This is a genomic window from Nicoliella sp. ESL1106, from assembly GCF_058509965.1.
On sequence record NZ_CP196341.1, the window covers coordinates 414008 to 437281 of the forward strand.

21 protein-coding genes and 1 CRISPR repeat array are annotated in these 23274 nt (G+C 38.0%); of the genes, 17 read left to right on the plus strand and 4 right to left on the minus strand.

Translation table 11 applies throughout. From position 1 onward, the window contains the following. Positions 1-25: 25 nt before the first annotated feature. The gene (locus ACSVI6_RS08650; protein WP_491717369.1) at positions 26-967 is read right to left on the minus strand and encodes a phosphoglycerate dehydrogenase; all 942 of its coding nucleotides are present in this window, start codon (positions 965-967) and stop codon (positions 26-28) included. Positions 968-1118: 151 nt separating this feature from the next. Here ACSVI6_RS08650 and ACSVI6_RS08655 point away from each other — a divergent pair, with 151 nt between their 5' ends. From ACSVI6_RS08655 to ACSVI6_RS08680, 6 genes are all read left to right on the plus strand, one after another. Then, positions 1119-1790 carry a hypothetical protein gene (locus ACSVI6_RS08655; protein ID WP_491717370.1) on the plus strand — a complete coding sequence of 224 codons (672 nt, stop codon included), beginning with the start codon at positions 1119-1121 and terminating at the stop codon, positions 1788-1790. Positions 1791-1877: 87 nt separating this feature from the next. Then, positions 1878-2159, plus strand: a complete 282-nt coding sequence (locus ACSVI6_RS08660) for a hypothetical protein (protein ID WP_491721138.1) — start codon at positions 1878-1880, stop codon at positions 2157-2159. 63 nt (positions 2160-2222) lie between these two features. After that, a complete protein-coding gene (locus tag ACSVI6_RS08665) occupies positions 2223-2900 on the plus strand; it encodes a response regulator transcription factor (RefSeq protein ID WP_491721139.1) in 678 nt (225 codons plus the stop codon). Beyond that, a complete protein-coding gene (locus tag ACSVI6_RS08670; RefSeq protein ID WP_491721140.1) occupies positions 2893-3990 on the plus strand; it encodes an ATP-binding protein in 1098 nt (365 codons plus the stop codon). Before ACSVI6_RS08665 ends, ACSVI6_RS08670 begins: the two co-directional genes overlap by 8 nt. Beyond that, on the plus strand, positions 3990-4511 hold the full coding sequence (locus ACSVI6_RS08675; RefSeq protein ID WP_491721141.1) for a hypothetical protein: 522 nt from the start codon (positions 3990-3992) through the stop codon (positions 4509-4511). The genes ACSVI6_RS08670 and ACSVI6_RS08675 overlap by 1 nt, the downstream gene beginning before the upstream one ends. A 269-nt stretch (positions 4512-4780) precedes the next feature. Further along, the gene (locus tag ACSVI6_RS08680; RefSeq protein ID WP_491717377.1) at positions 4781-4990 is read left to right on the plus strand and encodes a CsbD family protein; all 210 of its coding nucleotides are present in this window, start codon (positions 4781-4783) and stop codon (positions 4988-4990) included. A 61-nt stretch (positions 4991-5051) separates the two neighbouring features. Here the strand turns inward: ACSVI6_RS08680 and ACSVI6_RS08685 are convergent, their stop codons facing one another. The 3 genes from ACSVI6_RS08685 to ACSVI6_RS08695 all read right to left on the minus strand — a co-directional run bounded on the left by ACSVI6_RS08685 (position 5052) and on the right by ACSVI6_RS08695 (position 7941). Beyond that, positions 5052-5666 (minus strand): cadmium resistance transporter, encoded by a 615-nt coding sequence (locus ACSVI6_RS08685; RefSeq protein WP_491721142.1) that lies wholly within the window; start codon positions 5664-5666, stop codon positions 5052-5054. 269 nt (positions 5667-5935) lie between these two features. After that, the gene (locus ACSVI6_RS08690; RefSeq protein WP_491721143.1) at positions 5936-7252 is read right to left on the minus strand and encodes a sensor histidine kinase; all 1317 of its coding nucleotides are present in this window, start codon (positions 7250-7252) and stop codon (positions 5936-5938) included. 2 nt (positions 7253-7254) lie between these two features. Then, positions 7255-7941, minus strand: coding sequence for a response regulator transcription factor (locus tag ACSVI6_RS08695; protein WP_491720162.1), 687 nt, complete (start codon positions 7939-7941; stop codon positions 7255-7257). Positions 7942-8073: 132 nt separating this feature from the next. On the opposite strand from ACSVI6_RS08695, the gene ACSVI6_RS08700 reads away from it, so the two are divergent. The 11 genes from ACSVI6_RS08700 (at position 8074) to cas2e (ending at position 22138) form a co-directional block, all read left to right on the plus strand. Further along, on the plus strand, positions 8074-10335 hold the full coding sequence (locus ACSVI6_RS08700) for a glycosyltransferase family 39 protein (protein WP_491721144.1): 2262 nt from the start codon (positions 8074-8076) through the stop codon (positions 10333-10335). 17 nt (positions 10336-10352) lie between these two features. Continuing rightward, complete coding sequence (locus tag ACSVI6_RS08705) at positions 10353-11324, plus strand: glycosyltransferase family 2 protein (RefSeq protein WP_491717382.1); 972 nt, start codon at positions 10353-10355, stop codon at positions 11322-11324. A gap of 110 nt (positions 11325-11434) precedes the next feature. Next, entirely contained in the window at positions 11435-12448 is a 1014-nt protein-coding gene (locus ACSVI6_RS08710; RefSeq protein WP_491721145.1) for a YdcF family protein, read from the plus strand. A 110-nt stretch (positions 12449-12558) separates the two neighbouring features. After that, on the plus strand, positions 12559-15318 hold the full coding sequence (gene cas3, locus ACSVI6_RS08715; RefSeq protein WP_491721146.1) for a CRISPR-associated helicase Cas3': 2760 nt from the start codon (positions 12559-12561) through the stop codon (positions 15316-15318). A gap of 4 nt (positions 15319-15322) precedes the next feature. Continuing rightward, positions 15323-16924, plus strand: coding sequence for a type I-E CRISPR-associated protein Cse1/CasA (casA, locus tag ACSVI6_RS08720; RefSeq protein WP_491721147.1), 1602 nt, complete (start codon positions 15323-15325; stop codon positions 16922-16924). Further along, positions 16917-17648 carry a type I-E CRISPR-associated protein Cse2/CasB gene (casB, locus tag ACSVI6_RS08725; protein ID WP_491721148.1) on the plus strand — a complete coding sequence of 244 codons (732 nt, stop codon included), beginning with the start codon at positions 16917-16919 and terminating at the stop codon, positions 17646-17648. Before casA ends, casB begins: the two co-directional genes overlap by 8 nt. Before the next feature lie 13 nt (positions 17649-17661). After that, positions 17662-18741 carry a type I-E CRISPR-associated protein Cas7/Cse4/CasC gene (gene cas7e / locus ACSVI6_RS08730; protein WP_491720156.1) on the plus strand — a complete coding sequence of 360 codons (1080 nt, stop codon included), beginning with the start codon at positions 17662-17664 and terminating at the stop codon, positions 18739-18741. Positions 18742-18762: 21 nt separating this feature from the next. Continuing rightward, positions 18763-19470, plus strand: a complete 708-nt coding sequence (gene cas5e, locus ACSVI6_RS08735; RefSeq protein WP_491721149.1) for a type I-E CRISPR-associated protein Cas5/CasD — start codon at positions 18763-18765, stop codon at positions 19468-19470. A gap of 10 nt (positions 19471-19480) precedes the next feature. After that, entirely contained in the window at positions 19481-20122 is a 642-nt protein-coding gene (gene cas6e / locus ACSVI6_RS08740; RefSeq protein WP_491721150.1) for a type I-E CRISPR-associated protein Cas6/Cse3/CasE, read from the plus strand. Between the two features lie 168 nt (positions 20123-20290). Further along, entirely contained in the window at positions 20291-21232 is a 942-nt protein-coding gene (gene cas1e, locus ACSVI6_RS08745) for a type I-E CRISPR-associated endonuclease Cas1e (protein WP_491721151.1), read from the plus strand. Positions 21233-21241: 9 nt separating this feature from the next. Continuing rightward, complete coding sequence (gene cas2e / locus ACSVI6_RS08750; protein WP_491721152.1) at positions 21242-22138, plus strand: type I-E CRISPR-associated endoribonuclease Cas2e; 897 nt, start codon at positions 21242-21244, stop codon at positions 22136-22138. 17 nt (positions 22139-22155) lie between these two features. After that, a CRISPR array of direct repeats spans positions 22156-23221; the repeat unit is 29 nt; unit sequence CTTTTACTCGCAAGCGCGAGAGTGATCCT. Positions 23222-23274: the final 53 nt, after the last annotated feature.

The following is a 23274-nucleotide window of genomic DNA, read 5'->3' on the forward strand; positions in this document are numbered from 1 at the left end:
TTGTTAGGAACCATTTTTTAATGCATTACTTGACGGTGTTTACCGGAGTGAGCGGTTGTTTGCCATCAAACACGTTTAAAATATTATCCAACGCATGGTTAGCCATCTGTTCCCAGGCTTCCTTGGTGTGGCCAGCACAGTGCGGAGTAATGAAAACATTATCCAATTCACGCAGTGGGCTATCCATCGGTAGTGGTTCTTCATCATAGACATCCAATGCCGCCCCAGCAATTTCATGGTTTTTCAACGCCGCAATTAAGTCATCCTGGTTGACCAGTGGACCACGGCCTAGGTTCAACAAGTATGCGGATGGCTTCATCATTTCAAACTGTGGTTTGGCGACTGTGTTGATGGTCTGCTTGGTGGCGGGCAGGTGCAATGAGATGTAGTCGGCCTGCTTAAAAATCTCATCCATTGAGACCATTTTGCCGTATGGTGATTCACGCGGTGTCCGGTTATAAATCAAGGTATTCATATCGAAGCCCGTTGCCATTTTAGCGACATCTTGACCGATGTGGCCATAACCGATTATTCCCAAAGTTTTATGATTAATTTCGGTTGCCATTTCGCGTTGTCCGTAGCGGTCGTTCCCCTCGCGCATCTCTTTAGAAATATTGTAGGAATCCTTAGACAGAATTAGCATATCGTTGATCACGTTTTCAGCGACCGCCTTGGAATTACCACCTGGTGCGTTGGTTACCCAGATTCCATGGGCAGCAGCAACGTCGATATCAATGTTGTTATATCCGACCCCCTGGCGCGCAATGATTTTTAGGTTCGGCATTTGGTCGAACATGGTGTCTGGAAATTCCCTCGCCATTAAGATGATGGCATCGACATCTTGAGCCTGAGATAAGATATCTGCTGGCTTTTGACTGGCTACCACGACTGGTTCGATTCCGTGGGCCTTGATTCTTTGATCGATGAATTGATCGATGGTAGGGGTTAATAAAATTTTTTTAGCCATGGCGTGATTCCTTCTTTACAATTTTTAAAGTTAATTATAAGTGAGCACTAGATTAAAATACAGTTAATTGCCTTTGCTTTTAATTGAATTATCCTTTTAGTGATATTTTGCTATACTAATAATAGTGATAATCAATTGAAAGGATAGTTCAATGTTTAATCAACTACTGGAAAAATTAAATTTAAAGCGCCACGTTAATACTAAATCCGATCAAGTTGCGTTGTTCAGCGTCTTCAACACGATCACAAATGCCTTGATCGCGATTTTTAAAATTGGTCTGAGCATCTTTTATTTATCAACTTGGTTTTTTATCTTCGGCATCTACTACTTCGTTTTATTTGTGACCAGGGTGTATTTTCTGCGTCGTTACACCCAGATTCGGCTCCAAAGAATATCGGGAGTGCAACGAGCGGCCAAGGAAACTTTTTACCTCCGTGAGGGTGGGGTTCTATATAGCTGCTTGGGCCTGATCTTAGCTGCAATCTCTGCTTATATGTATACCCGTGCTAACAATGAGTCGTATAGTGAAATCGTGGTGGAGCTAATTGCGTTAGTTGGCTTTATTAAACTCATTTCATCAGTGATTGGTTGGTTCAAGGCCCGCAAGTTAAATAGTCCGATCATCTTATTCTTAAAGTCGCTCAGCATTGCCGATGGTTTGGTTGCAATCGTGATGACCCAGTATGCAATTCTTTCGTTCAAGCATTCACCCAGTGCGTCTTCTGCAACTGGGTTATTCGGCATTTGTATTGGAGGATGCCTGTTTCTAATTGGGGTCGTGATTTTAGTGCGGAGTCATTTTTATCGAAAAAATGGATTTTAACATTTCAGCAACATTTGATTAACATTTCATCAATAAGTTCCCGCTAAACTATGGTTTGTAAATTAATAAATTAAGGGAGCGAGTTCGATGGAATTTGTAGTTGGAATAATTGGATTAATTTTAGGAATTGGGGTTGCCTGGCTATTTTTATTAGTCAGTGCACGGAGTAGTTTTATGTTATACCCGATTGCGGGGGTGTTCGGTGGCTTAGGGTCACTTTCTGCCGATCAACTCTTAAGCTATGGACCAATTTTGCTGGGAATCATGATTGTACCAGTCGTGGTGGGAAGCATTGTTTTAGCGTTAGTTGCAATTTGTGGCTTTTACCTTTTTAAAAGGGCCCTTTTGAAATTACGAGATCATGATTAAATAACGATTGGCTCCTCAATCCAATTGGAGAGTCAATTTTTAAATGCAAGGAGAAAAATCAAGATGTTAAAAGTATTAGTGGTTGAAGATGATGAAAACTTCAATCAAATCGTTTGTCAGTATTTACGGGAGAATCAATTTATTGCAGTGGGTTGTTTGAATGCTTTGACTGCCTATGATGCAATGTATGATCAAAATTTTGACTTAATTATTACCGACGTAATGATGCCTGATGTTGACGGGGTTGAATTTGCCCAGACGATTCGTGGAGTCGACGAGCAGATTCCGATTTTATTCGTAACCGCTCGGGATGATTTTAAAACCAAGCAGGATGGTTTTCGAATCGGAATTGATGATTACATGGTCAAACCGATCGATATTGACGAACTGATTTTACGCATTCACGCGATTTTAAGGCGTTCCCACATTGCTCAGAGCCAACAAGTTCAGTTGGGTGGATTTCTAATGGACGCGGATTCGCGTTCGGTGACCTATCAGGGTCAAGAGGTCGCAATGACGGTGCGTGAATTTGACATCCTATATAAGCTACTTTCTTATCCGAATAGTGCATTTTCGCGAGCCCAACTACTAGACGAATTCTGGGATATCGATTCATCCAGTAGTTTAAGGTCGGTCGACGTCTACATTACTAAAATTAGGGACAAGGTCAAAATGGTCGGTGAGTTCCATATCAAAACGATTCACGGACTAGGTTATAAGCTGGTGATTAACAATGGGTAAGCATAAAAAATGGACCACGCGGGGTCGATTGAACCACAACCGCTTTTCATGGTGGGAATACCTAATAACTTTGATATTGTTCGCCGTTGTCGGGGGGCTTCCCGGAATCCTGTATACTAAAGACATTGAACAGGTCTTTCATAATCAATACGTGGGGTGGTATCTACTCTATTGGATATTGGTGGCGGCCATTTTTGTTACCTTTATTACCATTCGAAAGTATCTGAAGTACGAAAAACCAGTTAACAAATTAAGCACCGCCGCTAAAAAGGTTGCTGATGGTGATTTTTCGGTCTACTTGGCCCCAGTCCACAGACCAAGTCAGTATAATTATATCGACCTACTATTTGAAAACTTTAATCAAATGGTGGCTGAATTGGGTTCGACCGAGACACTGAAGAATGATTTCATTAGCAACGTCTCCCATGAGTTCAAGGCACCACTGGCGGTGATTAAAAGCTATTCTAAGCAGTTGAGCCGCGATGATTTAAGTGCAGCGCAACGGCAGCGAGCGGCCCAAGCAATCGGGCAGGCAACGGACAATCTCTCTTCGCTAGTAACGAACGTGTTGCGTTTGAATAAGCTAGTCAACCAGTCGATTAACCAAAAATGCGCCGAGTTTGATTTGACTCGCCAACTAGTTGATTGTTCATTGGATCTTGAAACCCAGTGGTCAGTCAAAAATATTCAGTTCGAAGTGGATCTTTTGAATGACTACCCAATTCAATCTGATCAAGAGTTGCTGGCAATCGTTTGGAACAACCTCTTAAATAACGCGATTAAGTTCACCCCGCAAAACGGGCGGATCAAGTTGAAGCAAGCGGTTGATGATAACGGGGTCTTGGTAACGATCAGTGACACTGGAATTGGGATGGATCAAAAAACGGTCAAGCACATTTTTGACCAATTCTACCAGGGGGATGCGTCGCACTCTAAGTTAGGCAACGGGCTCGGCTTGGCAATGGTCAAACAGATCGTGACCATGTTGAACGGGACGGTGTCCGTAAGTAGTAAGGTGGGGAGTGGAAGCATCTTTACGGTCTGGTTACCGCAACGACCAATTAATGAAGGGCCTCAGGAGGGACGATAATGAAATCAAACGAAGACTACGTTAACTATGAATACCACGAAGTAGTGGTTCCCAGGCGGATGCTTGACCGCTACTTAGATGATTACCCGAACTTCGGTTGGGTGATCATTCAACAAACTGCTTACCGGGCTTCGATCGACCGAGTGCTCGTTAAGATGAAACGAAACCGCAACATTAACAATAAGGCTGAATTAAGGCGGCTGCAAAGCAAGTTTGAATCCGGCATCGACCAGTTAAAAAAATTGCATGTAAAGCAGGTCCTAACGGCCACGATCATGGCAATGCTGATTGGCGTCCTCGGGACCTGCCTAGTTGGCATCGGGTACCTAGCGTACCAAAATTCTGGGTTAACACTAGCCCTGATCATTGGCGTTCCTGGAATAGTACTGTGGACGCTACCGCCAATTATTAAGCGGCGGATGGTGGCGAATGCAAAGCGCCGCTTAGAATCACAATTTAATCAGGTGTATGATGTTATCGATGAAACTTGTAAAAAAGCGCACCGTTTAGCGAAAAATTAACGTTATCGACTTAGTCAGTTTTGACTAAGTTTTTTATTTTCAACTAAATGTTAAATTGAACCTCGTTAATGACCTTGAATCAATGGCGCAATTACTTTACTACTGATTTAGGCAAGCATGCTAAGAGTGATTTTATTGTTGAATGGCAGTAAAAAACGTGCAAAGCAACTGAACCTATTAAAAAAAGATTGAACACATGAGCATATTACGTTACTTTTTATCAGAATGAATTATAATGAAGGCATATTAATATTTGAGGAGGAATTGCAATGAGTTTAGAAAATGAAAAAGATAAATTAAAGGGTAAATTTGACGAAGTCAAAGGCAAAGTCAGTGGCGATAAAGTTGACGAAGCCAAGGGGAAAGCAGAAGGTTTCTTAGGCAAAGCTAAGGACTTTGTTGATGGCGAAGTTGATAAAGCCAAGGAAAAATTTGGCTCAAAGGACGATCAAGATAGTGACCAAAGCGACAAAAACTAATTTAAATTTAAAAAACTGACTAGCGCAGCAAATGGGTTAGTCAGTTTTTTATTTGGCTTTTTTAAATAATGAGCTCAATTAAATGGTTGATCGTGTTAGCTTCAATTAGGATGAATCCACCAATTTCAATATAGACAACTGCCGTGAAAAGATCGCCATACTTAGCTAGTATTCTTGCCACAACTGTGATTTTGACAAATGCTAACCCTAGTAAAAAGAAGATGGTAAGCATGACGAAGAAGGTCATTAGGATTATTATTATTTCACTCCAATGGCTAATTTGAGCAAAAATGGGGACGTAAATACCAATGTTATCAGCTCCACAAGTGGTAATGGTGATGATGATAACACTTAAGATCAAATTGTTTTTAGAAAGGCGTTTAGTCACCTGTTCCTGCTCGTTATCACCATCCAGGTGAATTAGAATATAAAGCCCAATTAAAATTGGGATAATTCCTAATAATCCCAGCATCCACTCTTCTGGAAGTAAGCGTGAACTGAGTGAAAAGAGTAAACTGATGCTAATTAAAAAGATGGTTCCGATTAGGTCGCCCAGGTAAACCTTGATTCGTTCTGATGGTTCTGAATAGAACGTGAGGACGGTCATTAAAATTAATAGGTAGTCAACACCAGTGGAAATATAGGCTGTAATTCCAGTAAAAATTGCATTTATCATATTCAAGCTCCTTCATATGTTAATTAATTCATATGTAAAGATTAGCATATGAAACCTAAATTGTAAATAAATTGTTTTCAATAATTTCTTACATTAACTAAAAAATAAAGATATTTCTAGTCCTACGGTCGATAAGCTTGGCACTGGGCAAGCGATAAGGCCACCCAGGTGATTCTGATCGTCCGTACTGCTGGTTGCATCCGCAGCATCTTGTTGGAAGACCAAATTGAAAGCAATAAAAAACTAGACCAGTTTGGTCTAGTTTTTTATTATTCTAATGGAATTTGAATTTCAAAGACGGTCCCCTTGGGCTGTTGATCACGGACCATGATCTTACCGTGATGTTCACTTACGATCCATTTAGCAATCGCTAGGCCGAGACCATGACCACCTGTTTCTGAATTACGAGACTTATCAGTTCGATAGAAGCGTTCAAAAATCCGCTTTTTATCCTTATCAGGGATTCGTTCACCAGTATTGCTGATTCGAATGGTAAAGTGACGTTCATCGTTTAAAACGGTGATGCCAATGCTATCACCAGGTTTGGTATATTTAGATGCATTATCAAAAATAATCGTTACCAGTTGACGAATTAAATCAGGATCGATTTGGGCTGTCGCGTTGGTTTCAATCCAGGGGGTGAAAGCCTTATTTTGGCTGGTCGCAATTTCTAGATAGGGTGGCAGGATTGATTCAAACCATGGTTTGAGTTCCACTGGCTGCTTTTGAATTTGGATAATGTCGGAATCGGAACGAGCAAGTGTTAACAGACGATCGGTTAAAATTTTTAAATGGCGAGTTTCATTTAAAGTGGTCGAGACTGAATCAATCTCACTAAGGATGGTTGCCTTAGGTTTGGTAAGCATTGATTCCATCTGATTTTGAATGATCGTCAATGGGGTGCGTAATTCATGGGCGGCGTTAGAACTAAATTCACGTTGTCGTTGCCATGACTTAATGATTGGTTTCATGCTTGCTTTAGATAGTAGAAACGCAACTGCAATTGCTAATAGCCAAAATAGGATTAATGTCCCGATCAAAGCATTTTTAAAACTATTGATGGCTAGTAAATCACTATCGACGTTTTCTAGAATTAATACGTATTTACCAGCAGTTCTTTCGTCAGGGGCGGTGTTAGGCACCTTGATTAGTAATGAACGAAAATGACTGATAATACCATTATAGGTCAACGTCATATCCTGGATCTTATTTAAAGCAGCGGGGTTTAACTTCGCCTTGCTAAATAATTGGTAGGTTCGGTTACCTAAGGCAGCAGCGTTTTCAATCTCTCCCTTGCTATTAAAGATAATTTCGTTGGTCCGAAAGGGACTGTTCAACGAAGGTGGTTGGGAAAAATTACGGCCGTTTTGGAACTTAGGAGGGGCCATTCGCTTCTTTTGATTTGTGTTTTGGACCATTAGTTGTTGCTTTTGGACCGTTAAACTATGGTCGATATTGCGATAAATAGATTGACTAAAGAAGAGGTAAATAATTAAGCCTAGGCTTAAAAAGAGCAGGGCGAACGCTACTAATTCTTTAATGAATAGGCGCCATTGCTGCTGTTTTTGTGGATTATTGGGCTTCATGATTACCCCTCCGTTTCGAATAGGTAGCCGACGCTTCTGATTGTTTTAATTGGTTGGGCCCCTAGGACCGCTTTAATTTTTTTGCGCACGTTGCTCATGTAGACTTCAACAACCGTTAAGGTGGTTTCAGAGTCAAATCCCCATAGACGGTCAAAAATTTGATCCTTAGTGATAATAATATTTGGATTTTGAAGGAAGTAGGTGAGGAGATCATATTCCTTACCATTTAATTGCACGGCTTGGTCGTTGATCGTAATTGTGCGATTACCCAAATCGACGTGAAACGGGCCGACTGATAATTGATTGTTATCACCTAGGTGACCAGCTCGTTTTAATAACGCTTTAACCCGTAGTAGTAACTCTTCACGATGAAACGGTTTCGTTAGATAATCATCAGCACCGTTTGAAAATCCTTGCACTTTATCGGCAATCGTATCCTTTGCAGTTAAGATCAAGACGGGAAGGTTGAGATGATCAACGCTGCGCCACTGTTTTAAAATATCATAGCCGCTTTTTTCTGGGAGCATTAAATCTAAGATCGCAATGTCATAGATATTGTCTTCCCCCATCTGTTGGCCAATCAACCCGTCGGTTGCAATGTTGACTTGACCAAGTGGTTCTAAGAAGCCAGCGATACTCTTGGCTAATGCCTCATCATCTTCCACAATTAATATTTGTAAGTTTTGCATCAAAATCACTCCTAATATCAACTATTGTAAACGGAAATGAAATAAATATCATTTTAATTTAGTTTTTTAAGGTTAATTTATGGTTCGGGTCTTAAACTATGGTTATTCAATTCGAAAGGAGCATGATGTGAAATGCCAGATCAATCAAATCAAGTTGAAACAACACGAGCTGAGCATCACGATGCAAAAATACAGCAAAAACGATTTCGGCTGGATTGGTTCTTAGTAGCCACGCTGGTCATTGCTGCAATACTTTATTCATGGAAAATTTGGGAAGCAGGGAGTGCCAATGATTTCTATACGGCCGCCATTACTAGTATGACCCAGAATTTTAAAAACTTCTGGTATGCTAGTTTTGATCCCGCTGGATATATTACGGTTGATAAGCCACCAGTTGCACTTTGGTTTATGGCGATCAGTGCTAAAATCTTTGGGGTTCATCAATGGAGTGTCGTTTTACCATCAGTCCTCTTTGGACTTGGATCGGTATACCTCATGTACCGCTTGGTAAAACCCAAGTTTGGCCGCGTTGCTGGGAACTTAGCTGCACTTGCAATGACGCTTACGCCAATTGCAGTTGCTGACTCGCGGACGAATAACATGGATGCAACGTTAATTTACTTCCTATTATTCGCAATCTACCTGCTGCAAAAGGCAGTCGATAAGCATAAACTTTGGTATCTAGTAACCAGTTTTGCAGTCATTGGGGTGGCGTTCAACGTTAAGATGTTGCAAGCCTTTATGATTTTACCAGGAATGTTATTGTTTTACTGGTTAGCTTCGCATTATAATTGGAAGAAGAAGTTGGCCCACCTTTCATTTGCAACCGTTGCATTAGTTGTCTTTACCTTAATTTGGCCATTGTCAGTCGACATGACGTCTGCAAGCAAGCGACCATACGAAGGTGGTTCTGAACATAACTCCGTGCTAGAATTAGCATTTGGTTACAACGGAACGGAACGGCTATTAGGACAAACGACTGGAACTGGTGGTGCGTTCCCAGGAATGGGGAGCACTAGCAAGTCGAAGTCAAATAATGGAATGCAACAAGGTGGACAACCTGGTGGGAATACCACTGGGAAACGGTCTGCTAATGGTCAAGCTGGGGGAACTCCTCCAACTGGGATGACCGGTCGCGGAAACCGTCGTGGTGGAATGAACGGCGGTGGCATGGGAGGTGCCGGTGGCGCATTTAACATCGGAACCGCTGGACCATTAAGATTGTTCCAAGACCAATTAGGACCACAAATTAGTTGGTTATTACCATTCTCGTTAGTTGGGATGATTAGTGCTTTTGTATTCTTCTTAGATCGCAAGCGGAAATGGTATCAATTAACCGCGAACCAAAAGCAAGTCGTGATGTGGGCTGGTTGGCTAGTACCGGTATATGGATTCTTCTCCGTTGCCAGTTTCTTCCATCCATACTACACGATCATGCTTGCCCCACCAATCGCCGCATTCTTTGGAATCGGATTGGTAACGATGTTCAAACAACTCAAAGCAGCGGCTAGTTTTAAAGACTGGAAACGCTACTTGCTACCATTCTCAGTGGTAGCAACCGCATTACTACAAGCATGGTATGTAAGTAGTTACTACGTTTGGGCAACTTGGTTGCTCATCATCGCTGGAATTGGCTTTGGATTGATTCTATTGCTCAAACCAGGTAAGCCTTTGAAGTCGTTTACCATTGGTGGTTTGGTAACCATTATGTTAGCCCCAGCGTTTTGGTCAATGACACCAGCGATTGCTGGTGAATCAGCTGCCATCCCAACTGCAGGGCCTGATCTACTCAGTAGCAATGGTCAAGGTGGTGCCGGTGGTGGTATCGGAAACGGAAGCGTTAACACTAAGTTGCTCAATTATCTTGAAAAGAATCAAGGCAATGCGAAGTACCTCTTTGCGACTGATGATTCTGGTACCGCTGCGCCATACATTATCAAGACTGGTAAAGCAGTTATGGCAATGGGTGGATTTAATGGGACTGATCCTGCAATTACACTGAGCCAATTTAAGAAGTTGGTTAAGAGTGGCGAATTGAAGTACTACTACTCAGGTGGTAAGTCTGGTTCTGCTAATAGTGCAATTGTCAACTGGATCAAGAAACATGCGAAGAAGGTTAAGGCTAGTGATTACGGTGGCACTACAACTACTACGAATACTAGTTCTAAATTAACTGGAAGTACTAAAACTAAGGGCCAAATGCCAACACAAAGCGGCAAAATGAGTGGTGGCCCTAGTGGAATGAAACCAAGTGGTAAGTTTAATGGCAAGCGTCCATCTATGAAGCCATCCAGCACAAAGGGTAAGAGCAATAATCAACAAATGCCTACTGGTGGTGGTATGATGGGTGGTAACAGCGGTACGCTTTACGACTTATCAACGATTTACAAATAACAATAGGAGGTTAGGGCATGGCAAGAACTGAAAATCCTTTAATTTCAATTGTCCTGCCGGTGTTCAATGAAGAAGCCGGAATTAAGCATACGATTGAAATTTTAGAAAACTACGTTGCCAGCCAACCTGAAGAATACGAATTAATTTTTGTGGATGATGGTTGCGTGGACCGGAGTGCCACAATTATTCAGGAAGCTGAACAACAATATGACAACATTCGCCTAGTTCAATTTTCACGGAACTTCGGCCACCAATTAGCGATTACCGCAGGAATTCGTTATACATCTGGAGATGCAGTCGTGGTGATGGATGCGGACTTACAAGATCCACCTTCCGTAATTCCTGCAATGATCAATAAGTGGCGGGAAGGCTACGACGTAGTATATGGAAAACGGCTGCAACGTGATGGTGAAAGCTGGTTTAAGAAATTTAGTGCATCCGCTTTTTATCGGATTTTGCATAAACTAGCTGATATCGATATTCCGTTGGATACGGGTGACTTTAGATTAATGGATCGCAAGGTAGTTAAGGTCTTGTCCAAGATGGATGAGCCAGATCCTTTTGTTCGCGGGATGGTCAGTTGGGTTGGTTTTAAACAAACCGCAGTTGAGTACGAACGTGACGAAAGAACGGCGGGAACTACTAAGTATCCGTTATCAAAAATGTTGCACCTTTCAATGAATGGAATCACATCATTTTCAGATGTACCATTAAAACTAGTGAACGTCGTTGGTGGATTAATGATTGCAATCGGTTTGATTTACGGCTTAGTCTCCCTCTTTACCGGATTTGCAACCTTGCAATTTGCGATCGTATCAATGTTTGAACTATTCGGAATTTCCCTATTAATGTTAGGAATTATGAGTGCATATCTCTACCGAATTTTTGAAACTTCACGTGAACGGCCATTATACGTGGTCGCTAAGACGTCGGGGTTTCAAAAAGAACGCCGCCCAGAGATAAAGCAGATTAATGAACACGTAATGTAATGAAGAAGAGTCTCTCCTTAATCTGGAGGGGCTTTTTTTTATGCTAAAATGAATTTATTAGATTCATAAAAGAAGGGGTGTTTCCAATCGCTGTTTACATGATTTCAGCTATGATTACAGTTTTATTTATTGGATTACTATGTTTAAGTTACCGTAGTAACCCTGTTCGCTTGCTAAATGGTTTTTTAGCCACAATTGCCGCTGGTGGGGTTTTTATTACGCTTTCAATTTTGATCCTTAGTTTTAATAACTCGATTTTGGTGCGTTTGTATGTAATCTTTTTCTTAATCTTAGTGTTGATCGCAGCATTAATCTATTTCTTCCAGGGTTTCTTTTGGCTCTGGAATGCTTGGATCGTCTGGCGACGCGAAAACCACACGTTAGCCAATATGTTAACTCTATTTATTGGTGTCATTACGCTTTTATTTCCAATTGTGAACTTGGTATTTGATAAACATCGAATGGGACCGCTTGGTGTATTCATTAATACGTTCATAATCTTATCCGTCCTATACGTGCTATTCTGTGTGATTTCGTTTATGGCCGCAGCAACGTTGTTTACGTTCAAAAAACTGCGACTAGACAAACAGTTCATTATTGTTTTAGGAGCAGGACTATTGAATGGTGATCAAGTTTCCCCATTACTAGCTTCGCGGATTGATAAGGGTATCCAGTTTTATCATCAAGTACTTGCCAAGACTGGCCATGCACCATTATTGATCTGTTCAGGTGGTCAAGGGGGCGATGAAACGGTGCCTGAGGGCCAAGCGATGCGTGATTATGCCATTCAAAAGGGTGTTCCAGCAGCACACGTAATCGCTGAAAAGCAGTCAAAAACGACGCTGCAGAACATGTTGTATTCGAAGAAGATCCTTGAAGCAATGCATATTCCGCTTAACGAGGGGATTTATGTCTCCAACGATTATCATATCTTTAGAGCAGGAATCTATGCGCAACAAGCAGGGTTGAATATTCAAGGCCTTGGTGCTAAAACGAGTCGCTTTTTTGTACCGAACGCAACGATTCGTGAATACATTGCGTTGTTGATGAATCATAAGCGGTTTCATGCGGTGATGTTTGGGATTATATTGGTTGTTTCGGTGTTGGGGATGGTGTTGAGATAGGATAATTAGTACTAATTATCCTTTTTTATTATTTAGAGTAATATTAATTGAAATATAATTTTGAATAAAATATAATGTTTTATAGTGATGTAAGAAAGGGGGGTGAATATATGATAAAACCAAATAATAAAATTTGGGCCAAAAAATCACTATCTATTGATGGACTTCCCAAATGGTTACCATTAAGTCAACATTTGATGGATACTAAATTTGTTATTAATATGCTGTACGATCATTATTTAAGTGAAAACCAAAGGATTTTAATCAGAAACTCAATTTCATCCGATAATGATGATGTTAAGAAGCTAATTAGTTTTATTGCGTTAACTCATGATTTTGGAAAGGCTTCTCCAGCGTTTCAGGCTAAAAAAAGTTATCAAGGCTTGAAAGACTTAGATCAAACGATCAATGATCGTTTGATAAAAGCTGGACTCTTTGATAGCAATAATATTCAAAAGCCTGATTATAATAAGTCACCCCATGCACTAGCGGGAGAATCACTTCTATATCATTACGGTGTAAATGATGAAATTAGGTTCATTATTGGTGGACATCATGGTAAACCGTCAGATGATTATCGGAGTTCCAAAGATCAAATGAATATGTTTGAAGAGAATTATTACTTTAATGATTCAGTGAAAGATACGTGGAAATCAACTAGAAATGTTTTTTTTCAATGGGCTCTTGATAATAGTGGATTTTCGGCTGGGAATGAAATTCCGAGGATAAATGGATTGAATTCGCAGGTTATTTTAGAAGGGTTATTAGTGATGGCTGACTGGATTTCAAGCAATTCGGAGTATTTCCCGTTGTTTAACATTGATCAATTTGAACCAACTGATTCTAAAAGAAATGAGAATGGTTGGTCAAAATGGTTCGAGACATTTCAATGGACACCTGAGAATTTCAATGATTCTGATGATTACTATCAAGAAAGATTTGGATTCAAACCGAGAGAATTTCAGGATAAATTATTTAAAATTATTGATCATAGTGATGATACTAACATTGTTATCGTTGAAGCTGGAATGGGGCGTGGAAAGACGGAAGCTGCGTTAGCTGCTACCGAGCAGTTAGCATTAAAGGATGATGTAAATGGTCTATTCTGGGCCCTTCCATCTCAGGCAACCGCGAATGCCATTTTTGGTCGGATTGAACGGTGGTGTAAACAAATTGCAATTGCAGAGGACTCGAATGTAGAAATTCAGTTAGTTCATGGAAAATCTGCATTGAATGATAATTTTACGAGGTTACCGCACCATATCGATATTGATGAAAATGCTGAGGCCGAGGTGTTGGTTAATGAATGGTTCTCTGGACCTAAAACCGCAATTTTAGATGACTTTGTTGTGGGAACGATTGATCAGCTTCTCTTGTTAGCCCTTAAGAAAAAGCACCTAGAACTTAGACATTTAGGATTTAGCAAGAAGGTAGTGGTCATTGATGAAGCCCATAGTTTTGATGCGTACATGCAACAATACCTTTATCGGGCACTTTATTGGCTTGGAAAGTATCGTGTTCCTGTTGTGATATTGTCGGCAACATTGCCCTCCAGTAAAAGAACTAAAATGATCAAGGCATATCAGGGTAAGGTTAGAAGTAATCATAATAAAGATTCAGATGCTGTTACAGATAATTCAGGATTTAAATATCCCCTCATAACTTATAATTCAGGTAAAGAAATAAAGCAATTTTCAGATTTTAGTAATGAAGAATCTAGGTTTATAGATATTATTAAAATTGAGGATGATGATTTATCGGCCAACATTCAAACATTACTTTCAGATGGTGGGATTATTGGAATAATTGTAAATACAGTTAAACGAGCTCAAAAGATTGCTAAAAATTTAATGGAAACATTTGGTGAAGAGCAAGTCGAATTAATCCATTCCAGCTTTATTGCAACTGATCGATCCAAAAAAGAATCCGAATTAATTAATATGATTGGTAAGAATGGCAAACGGCCCAAAGCCAAAATTATTATTGGAACTCAGGTTTTAGAGCAAAGTTTAGATATTGATTTTGATGCTTTATTTAGCGATTTAGCTCCAATGGATTTATTAATTCAAAGAGTGGGGAGACTGCAAAGACATCGCGCCAATGATTCCAAGCGGCCCCTTAATTTAAAGCAGCCAAAGTTATATTTAATGCAAACTAGTACTGAATATGATTTTGACTCGGGAGCATCCTTTATTTATAGTGACTTTCTGCTACTTCGGACCCAGCACTTTCTGCCATCTCGAATGGAAATTCCTACTGATATTCCTAGGTTAGTTGAATACGTATATAATTTTGACGAAGAAAGTACGTTTGATGAGGATGTGGATAGCGATAATTACACTGCTGATTTTAAGAACTTTTATGAAAATGCCAAAAAAGAGTATCAAAATTTGCAAAATGACAAAGAATATTCAGCAAAGAGTTATATGTTAAACACATATGGCAAAAGAGCCAATTTAATAGGTTGGTTAAATAACAATAAGTCAAGCATTTCTGATGCTGACGGTTTGGCACAAGTCAGAGATGGTGAAGATTCAGTAGAAGTAGTGATGCTTTGGCAGAATGAATCTGGATATAAACTATCTAACGGTAAGGAGATTTCATTAGAGGATATTGAAAAACCTTCAGTTGCTAAAGAAATTGCGACTAACACAATTAAGTTACCACTTCCGATTACTCAAAATTATAATATTGATCGAACGATTAGGGAATTGGAAAAGTATAACAATGCGCATTTGAGAAAATGGCAAAATCAATCTTGGCTTAAGGGTCAACTAGGCATTCTATTGGATGATAATAATCAATTTGAATTAAATGATTATAAATTAAAGTACGATCATAAGCTTGGTCTTATGTACGAAAAGGAGTGATGAGATGGGAAGGTATAATCTACTTGATGAGAAATGGTTAAAAGTAATAAATGATAAAAATGACTTGGAAAAAGTTTCTTTAACTGAATTTTTTCAAAATGCACATAACTATAAGCGTTTGTCTGGAGAATCTGCTCCGCAGGATTTTGCAATTTTAAGGTTATTATTAGCAATACTGCATACCACTTTTTCGAGATTTGATGTAGATGGAAATCAGATAGATGAAGATGATGAAGTTTATCCAAGTGACATATGGTTAGATATTTGGGAACATGAAAAATTTCCAATGGATGCAATTAGTGAGTATCTAGAATCACAAAGGGATAGGTTTAACTTATACGATGATGAATATCCATTCTATCAGGTTACAAAGGCGAATCTATCAGAGTATGGAATTAAAAAGGTTGGATCTATTAGTGGTAAATTAATCAACCGTTTAATTTCTGAAAGTAATAATAAGGCTGACCTATTCGCACCAACTAATGACGATTTTAAGAATAAGCTTACTGATGATTCATTGGCTAGGTGGTTAATTACATTTCAAGGATATACCGGAACTGGTGATAAGGCTAAGTTCCCGGGAATGAAGGATTCAGCTAGTAAGGGATGGTTACTTGAAATTGGTGGTGTTTATATCCAGTCAACTGATTTATTTCATACATTAATGTTAAATTTAAAGATGGACGATGAAGAATGGATTGAGCAAACGCCAATTTGGGAGTGGTCAACCAAAGATAAGATGAATTCGTTTAAAACTAACCATCCAAGCAACCTTGCAGATCTGTACACCAATTGCTCTAGATTAATTGAAATTGATCCTGATACCGATCTTTCTAAGGAAGATGTTGTCATTAACGCCGTTCAACTTCCCAAGATGGATCCAAGTCAAATAACATTCGAACCGATGACACTATGGCAGATTCCAAAGAGTGGGAATAACAAGGGAAATACAATTCCCAAAGGGCACAATGAAAATCAATCATTTTGGAGATCGTTCGGTGCGCTTGTTGAATCACCAGCTAGGAATCCAGATATCATAAATTGGTTTAATGGACCTACCGTTGCAAAAATAGTGAGTGATGAAAACGTTAGAATTACTGCTGTTGGAATGTCATATAATCGGGATGCTTCTAGTATGCCTAACGATGAAATATATGATGAAATCAACATTCGTGATGAGATTATGCACGCAGTGGGCCCTGAAAAGTGGGTTGGTAAAATTTCTACAGAAGTAGAGAATACCAAAAAGAGTATTTACATTTTGAAAATGTTTGCTAGAGATGTTATGAAAATTAGAAATACTCCTAACTCTGGTTTAGATGATTTAATTGAAGAACAAGCCTATTTTGAGGTTGATAGTCGGTTTAAAGAATGGATAGCCAATATTACTTCAGATACTGAATCCACCGCCTACTCCTATGCTTGGAGAAAAGAATTAGTAGATATTCTTATAGATATATCAAAATCATTGATGCACCCTTTAAATAATCGTGATTTAACTGGGATAGAAAATGAAAAAGATAAATCCATGGAAAACATTGTAACGTTCTACATGATTTTTATCGGAACAATAAAGAAGAGATTGGGGGAAAGTACCAATGAATAAACCGAGTGTTTTTGGTGTAACTAGTTCAATCATAAAAATTTTAGAACATGATTTACAAAGCAGTACTACCAAAGCTGCTTTATCAGCGTTTAGAAATTCAGTCAATGTTGGAATGAAGGATGGGGTTATTTTAAGTTTAATGCTTGAAAAACTGCCTGTAACATTTTTAGGTCGTAATGGGATTATGACTAATCAAGAAAAAGCAATTTTAAATACATTACAGATGTATGCTATTCATCAGCAGGGAAATTCTACAACCGTTAATTCTCAAGAAAATGTTGACGATATTTACTTAAATGTTAGGGTTGCTAAAGATAATTATTTTTTAACTTACTTGGATAATGAAGGTAGTTTGATTAACTTGGAATTTGATGATTCTAAGAATTTAAGCAATAAGTTGGAAAGCATAAAAAAATCATTATTTAAGAGTGATCATTCAAAAGACAAAGATCCTTTTGATAACATTGGAAAATCACTTAAAAATTTACGGCATGTGTACAATGATTCAACTGCTATCGATCGTCGATTCAATGCTATGATTACATCAAGTAATTACGATGAATTATTAAATCATTTAAGAAGTTTAATTAGGATAATGAGATCAAAAACTGATAATGGAGTTAATTACCCACAATTAGCAAAGGATTTAAATCTGTTCTTGGTTAATCCAGAAAATCAAGAAAGAATAAAATTACAATGGGCACAATCATATTATGCAAGATAAGGGAGATATTAAAATGACAAATACTAAATTATACGTAGACATCCATGCAATTGAAACTGTCCCACCTTCAAATTTGAACCGTGATGATACAGGTAGTCCCAAGACTGCTGTCTATGGTGGCGTTACTAGATCAAGAGTTAGTTCACAATCATGGAAAAAGGTAATTAGAGAATATTTTGTTGAAAACTTAGATAAAAATGAATTAGGGGTAAGAACGCTTGAATTACCTGCTTACTTAGCTGGAAAAATTAAGTCAATCAATCCAGAAGTTAGTGATGAGGATGCACAAAAAAAAGCTGATGAACTATTAAAGAATTTAAAAATTAAAACGACTGATTCTAAGGAGAGTGATGGCAAGAAACATAAAGTATTAAAGGCTCTTTTCTTCATGGGGGATGAACAAGCTAATAAATTAGCTCAAGCTGCCCTAGAAGGTAATTATGATAATAAAGAACTTAGAAAAATCATGAAAGACAACCCAGCCGTTGATATTTCATTATTTGGAAGAATGGTTGCCGATGATCCTAACCTAAATACCGATGCATCAGCTCAGGTTAGTCACGCAATTTCAACCCATGCTGTTAACACTGAGTTTGATTTCTTCACAGCGACTGATGATTTTTCAACTGGTGAACATGCTGGAGCGGGGATGCTGGGGACGACTGAATACAATTCATCTACACTATACAGATATGCAAATGTATCAGCTCATGATTTATTAAATCAATTAGGTGATTCTGATAAGACCGCTAAAGCAATTAGATTATTTGTAGAAGGATTTGTTAAATCAATGCCAACTGGTAAAATTAACACCTTCGCAAATGAAACTTTACCACAAGCCTTAATTGTGACCATTAGAAATGATCGCCCAGTTAACTTGGTAACAGGATTTGAAAAACCAGTTTATTCAAATGACGGATTTGTAGAAAAATCAGTTGAAAGAATGGCTAATGAACTTGAAAAGGCTAACAGATGGGTTAATAAGCCTGAACAAGTTTTAACAATCGGTATTGATAAAAATATTGGTGACAATTTCGATAGTTTAGATGAATTATTAGGCCAACTTTCTAAAAATTTAGAATCATTATTATAAAATCAATAGGGGGCGCCTAGTTTGCAAACAATACTATTAAAATTTTCTGGACCACTTCAATCCTGGGGAACCTCGTCTCACTTTGAAAATCGAAGAACTGATCGCTTTCCATCTAGAAGTGCAGTGATTGGAATGATTGCTGCATCACTAGGTTATCGAAGATATGAAGATAAAAAATTACGAAAACTAGATCATTTATCTTTTGCGGTCAGGATTGATCAGCCTGGTGACATTTTACGTGATTATCAGATTGCTACGGTTTATAAGCCAAATGGTGAAAAAAGCAAAAATTATGTAACTAATCGATACTATCTGCAAGACGCTGTCTTTGTTGTAGCAATTGGTAGCGATAATGAGGAACTAATTGAAGAAATATATACTTCACTTAGAAATCCATACTTTCCACTATATCTAGGTCGAAGATCGTTACCGGTTAATTATGACTACATTTTAGAAAGTCCAATTGATAATGATGTTATCAATGCTTTAAAGGATGAAGAATGGCAAGCTTCTGATTGGTATCGTAACAAGCATTCTAATAGAATTTCTATTTGGGCAGATTCTAATCTTTTGAAAAACAATTACCATAGTATGGTTAAAGACTTTCCAGAGTCATTTTCACAAGGAAGGGTTGATTCAGATTTTAATTCTTCTGATCGAAGAGCTTATCGACTAAGACCAGTTAGTCATATTATATTCGAAGTTAAAAATAATTCTCAAAATGAATAGGAGGGAAAATATGTATCTGTCTAAAATTCAAATTGATGATTCAAATCATCAAAAAATTAAGGATTTAACTAACTTAGAATCATATCACGGCTGGATTGAAAGTAGTTTTCCGATTGAATTTAAAAACAAGATTAGAACACGGAAGCTATGGCGAATTGACACACTATATGGAAAGAAAATGTTACTAATAGTTAGTGAAAGTCAGCCAAATAAAGAGATATTAGAAAGATATGGAGTCGTTGGTTCTTTTAAAACGATTAATTATGATAAATTCTTAAATCAAATATCCAATGGAATGGTTGCCAGATTCAAATTAGTTGCAAATCCAATTTATTCTAAAAGTACTGGTAAGAATTCTGGCAAAAGGGGTCGTAAATCACCTTGTCTAAGTGCTGAGTCACAGTTGAATTATTTAAAGAACAGATCAACAAAAAATGGTTTTGACTTGATTGATTCTGAGTACACAGTTACTAGCGCCACTGATTTAAAAATCAAATGGAATATACGTAAAGCAAATCTCAAAAAAGTTTGTTATGAGGGACGTTTAATAATAAGGGATGTTAACTTATTAAGAAAAGTTTTATGTAATGGACTTGGTAGCGGTAAGGCTTATGGATGTGGCTTAATGACAATTGTTCCAGAGTTGATTTAAAATTGATTTATTTTAAAATTACAAATTTTATTATATAGTTAATATGCTACTTTATCTCTCGCACACGCGAGAGTGATCCTGTTTTATAGTGTTGTAATCTTTATGTTTACATTTATTTCTCGCACACGCGAGAGTTTCTGAAAAAATGAGATTTTTGGGGGTATTTAATTGAGTAGCAAAAACGGTTTATATAAAATTGATATTCAAAATTTACCGCGGGTTGGCGATAGGATCAGTTTTATCTATTTTGAACATGCCAAAATAAATAGGCAAGATGATGCCATAACGTTTACAGACAATAGAGGAGTAATAAAGGTTCCTGCTGCTATGGTTAGCGTTTTAATGCTAGGTCCAGGAACGGATATAACTCACCGTGCAATTGAGTTGATTGGTGATACTGGCACTAGTGTCATCTGGGTTGGTGAACAAGGAGTAAGACATTATGCGCATGGTAGGGCTTTATCACATAGTAGTAGGATGCTTATGAAACAAGCTGCGCTAGTATCGAATACTAGGAAGCGTTTAGATGTTGCAAGGAAAATGTATCAAATGCGATTTGATGGAGAAGATGTATCATCTTTGACCATGCAGCAATTAAGGGGAAGAGAAGGTGCAAGAGTTAGAACCGTTTATCGTAATTTATCAAAAGAATTTAATGTTAAGTGGAGCGGTAGAAGTTATGATTATAAAGACTTTGATAGTGGGAATGACATTAACAAAGCGCTTTCTGCTGCTAATACCTCTCTGTATGGATTAGTATATAGCGTGATTGTTGGTTTAGGGATGTCTCCTGGGCTAGGCTTTGTTCATACTGGTCATGATTTATCTTTTGTTTATGATATTGCTGATTTGTATAAGGCAGAACTAACGATTCCAATATCTTTTAAAATCGTTTCAGAATTAAAAGAAGATGATGATATAGGAAAATTAACTAGACAAAAAATTAGAGATTCATTTATCGATGGAAAAATTATTAAACAGATTGTAAAAGATTTACAATATCTTATTGGTATCAAAGATGATGAGAGTATTGATGCTGAGACTATTCACTTATGGGATGATAAGGATAAGTTAGTGGATCACGGCGTCTCTTATCATGAATATGATTGAGGTGTATAGATGCCAATGACTGTAGTTACACTTTCAAAAGTACCACCTTCTTTGCGAGGAGATTTAACAAAATGGATGCAGGAAATTTCACAGGGTGTGTATGTAGGTAATTTTAATTCTAGAATTCGTGAAAAACTATGGAGTCGGATTATTGAAAATATAGGAAACGGTAATGCGACGATTAGTTATGAATTCAGAAATGAAATTGGATATAATTTTGAAACTTATAATACGACCAGAAAAGCAATTATTCATGATGGAATTCCACTTGTAATGATTCCTTTATCTCAAGAAGAAACTAGTAGTAAGTTTGGATTCAGCAACGCTTCTAAATTTTTAAAAATAAATCGGATTGCTAAGTCTAAAAATAATCATAAAAATTATAATTATGTGGTAGTTGATATTGAAACAGATGGATTAGATTTCAAAAATAATAATATACTTGAAATCGGCGCGTTGAAAATTTTAAATGGAAAACAAGAATCATTTGATGTTTTAATAAATTCAAATAACTCAGTTCCTAATGAAATTGTTAAATTAACTGGTATTAATGAATCACTTCTTACTAATAACGGATTGCATTTGGAAGATGCCTTAAATAAATTCAAAGACTTTATTGGCGATAATGTTATAGTAGGGTACTCAATAAGTTTTGATTTAAAATTTTTGAATCACGCATTTTCTAAAGTTGGCGATTATAGGATTGAAAATAAGATTATTGATTTATTACAATTAGTTAAAAGAGAAAAGATGTTTCTTAATAGCTATAAGTTAGAGAACGTTTTAAAATCATATGAAATAAATAAAAATGTACCACATAGAGGTGGTGATGATGTAAAATTAATATATGCTTTATCTAATAAAGTAAATGGATTTTACAATAAGTTAAAAAAAGAATCCCATTAAAACAGTATTTTTTAAGTCTTTTACTCGCAAGCGCGAGAGTGATCCTGTTCAATGAAGGCTTGAACGTTGATTATGCAGCTTTTACTCGCAAGCGCGAGAGTGATCCTGCATCAATTTCTTCATCGCTAAGGCTTTTTAACTTTTACTCGCAAGCGCGAGAGTGATCCTATCCTTATACTTCATTCCTGCTAAGTAATCTTCTTTTACTCGCAAGCGCGAGAGTGATCCTTGAAGTTTATAAAGAGTATCTAATGCGAACATCTTTTACTCGCAAGCGCGAGAGTGATCCTATACTTAGCAATCGCATAAGCTGAAGCATCGCCTTTTACTCGCAAGCGCGAGAGTGATCCTGGACGCTTCGTGAAATAATAATTTTCAACGATCTTTTACTCGCAAGCGCGAGAGTGATCCCCCGCTAAGTTTGAAGCGATTGAAAATTTTGTTCTTTTACTCGCAAGCGCGAGAGTGATCCTCAAGTGTTAGCAATACAGCATGGCAATCATTGCTTTTACTCGCAAGCGCGAGAGTGATCCTGTGTTATTAAGTGCTGAAATATCATTAGATACCTTTTACTCGCAAGCGCGAGAGTGATCCCACTACTTAAGCAGCGAAATTGATACAGGGACTCTTTTACTCGCAAGCGCGAGAGTGATCCCTAACTTTAGTGGCTAAATCTTCAACTAAACTACTTTTACTCGCAAGCGCGAGAGTGATCCCAAATTCGTAACGCCCACAAAACCACCACCTTTCTTTTACTCGCAAGCGCGAGAGTGATCCTAAAGCAGTGGTCACCACCAGATTCTTCATCGTCTTTTACTCGCAAGCGCGAGAGTGATCCTATTATGTTCTACAAACATGTGTCCAAAATTGGCTTTTACTCGCAAGCGCGAGAGTGATCCTATTATGTTCTACAAACATGTGTCCAAAATTGGCTTTTACTCGCAAGCGCGAGAGTGATCCTCATTAGTTGAAAATGGTTATCTAGTCAAAAAACTTTTACTCGCAAGCGCGAGAGTGATCCTCATTTGGCACTAAATCCAGATAATCAGTGATACTTTTACTCGCAAGCGCGAGAGTGATCCCGTGCTTCCATAGATAGATGCAGTCAACGAAACCTTTTTTACTCGCACTCGCAA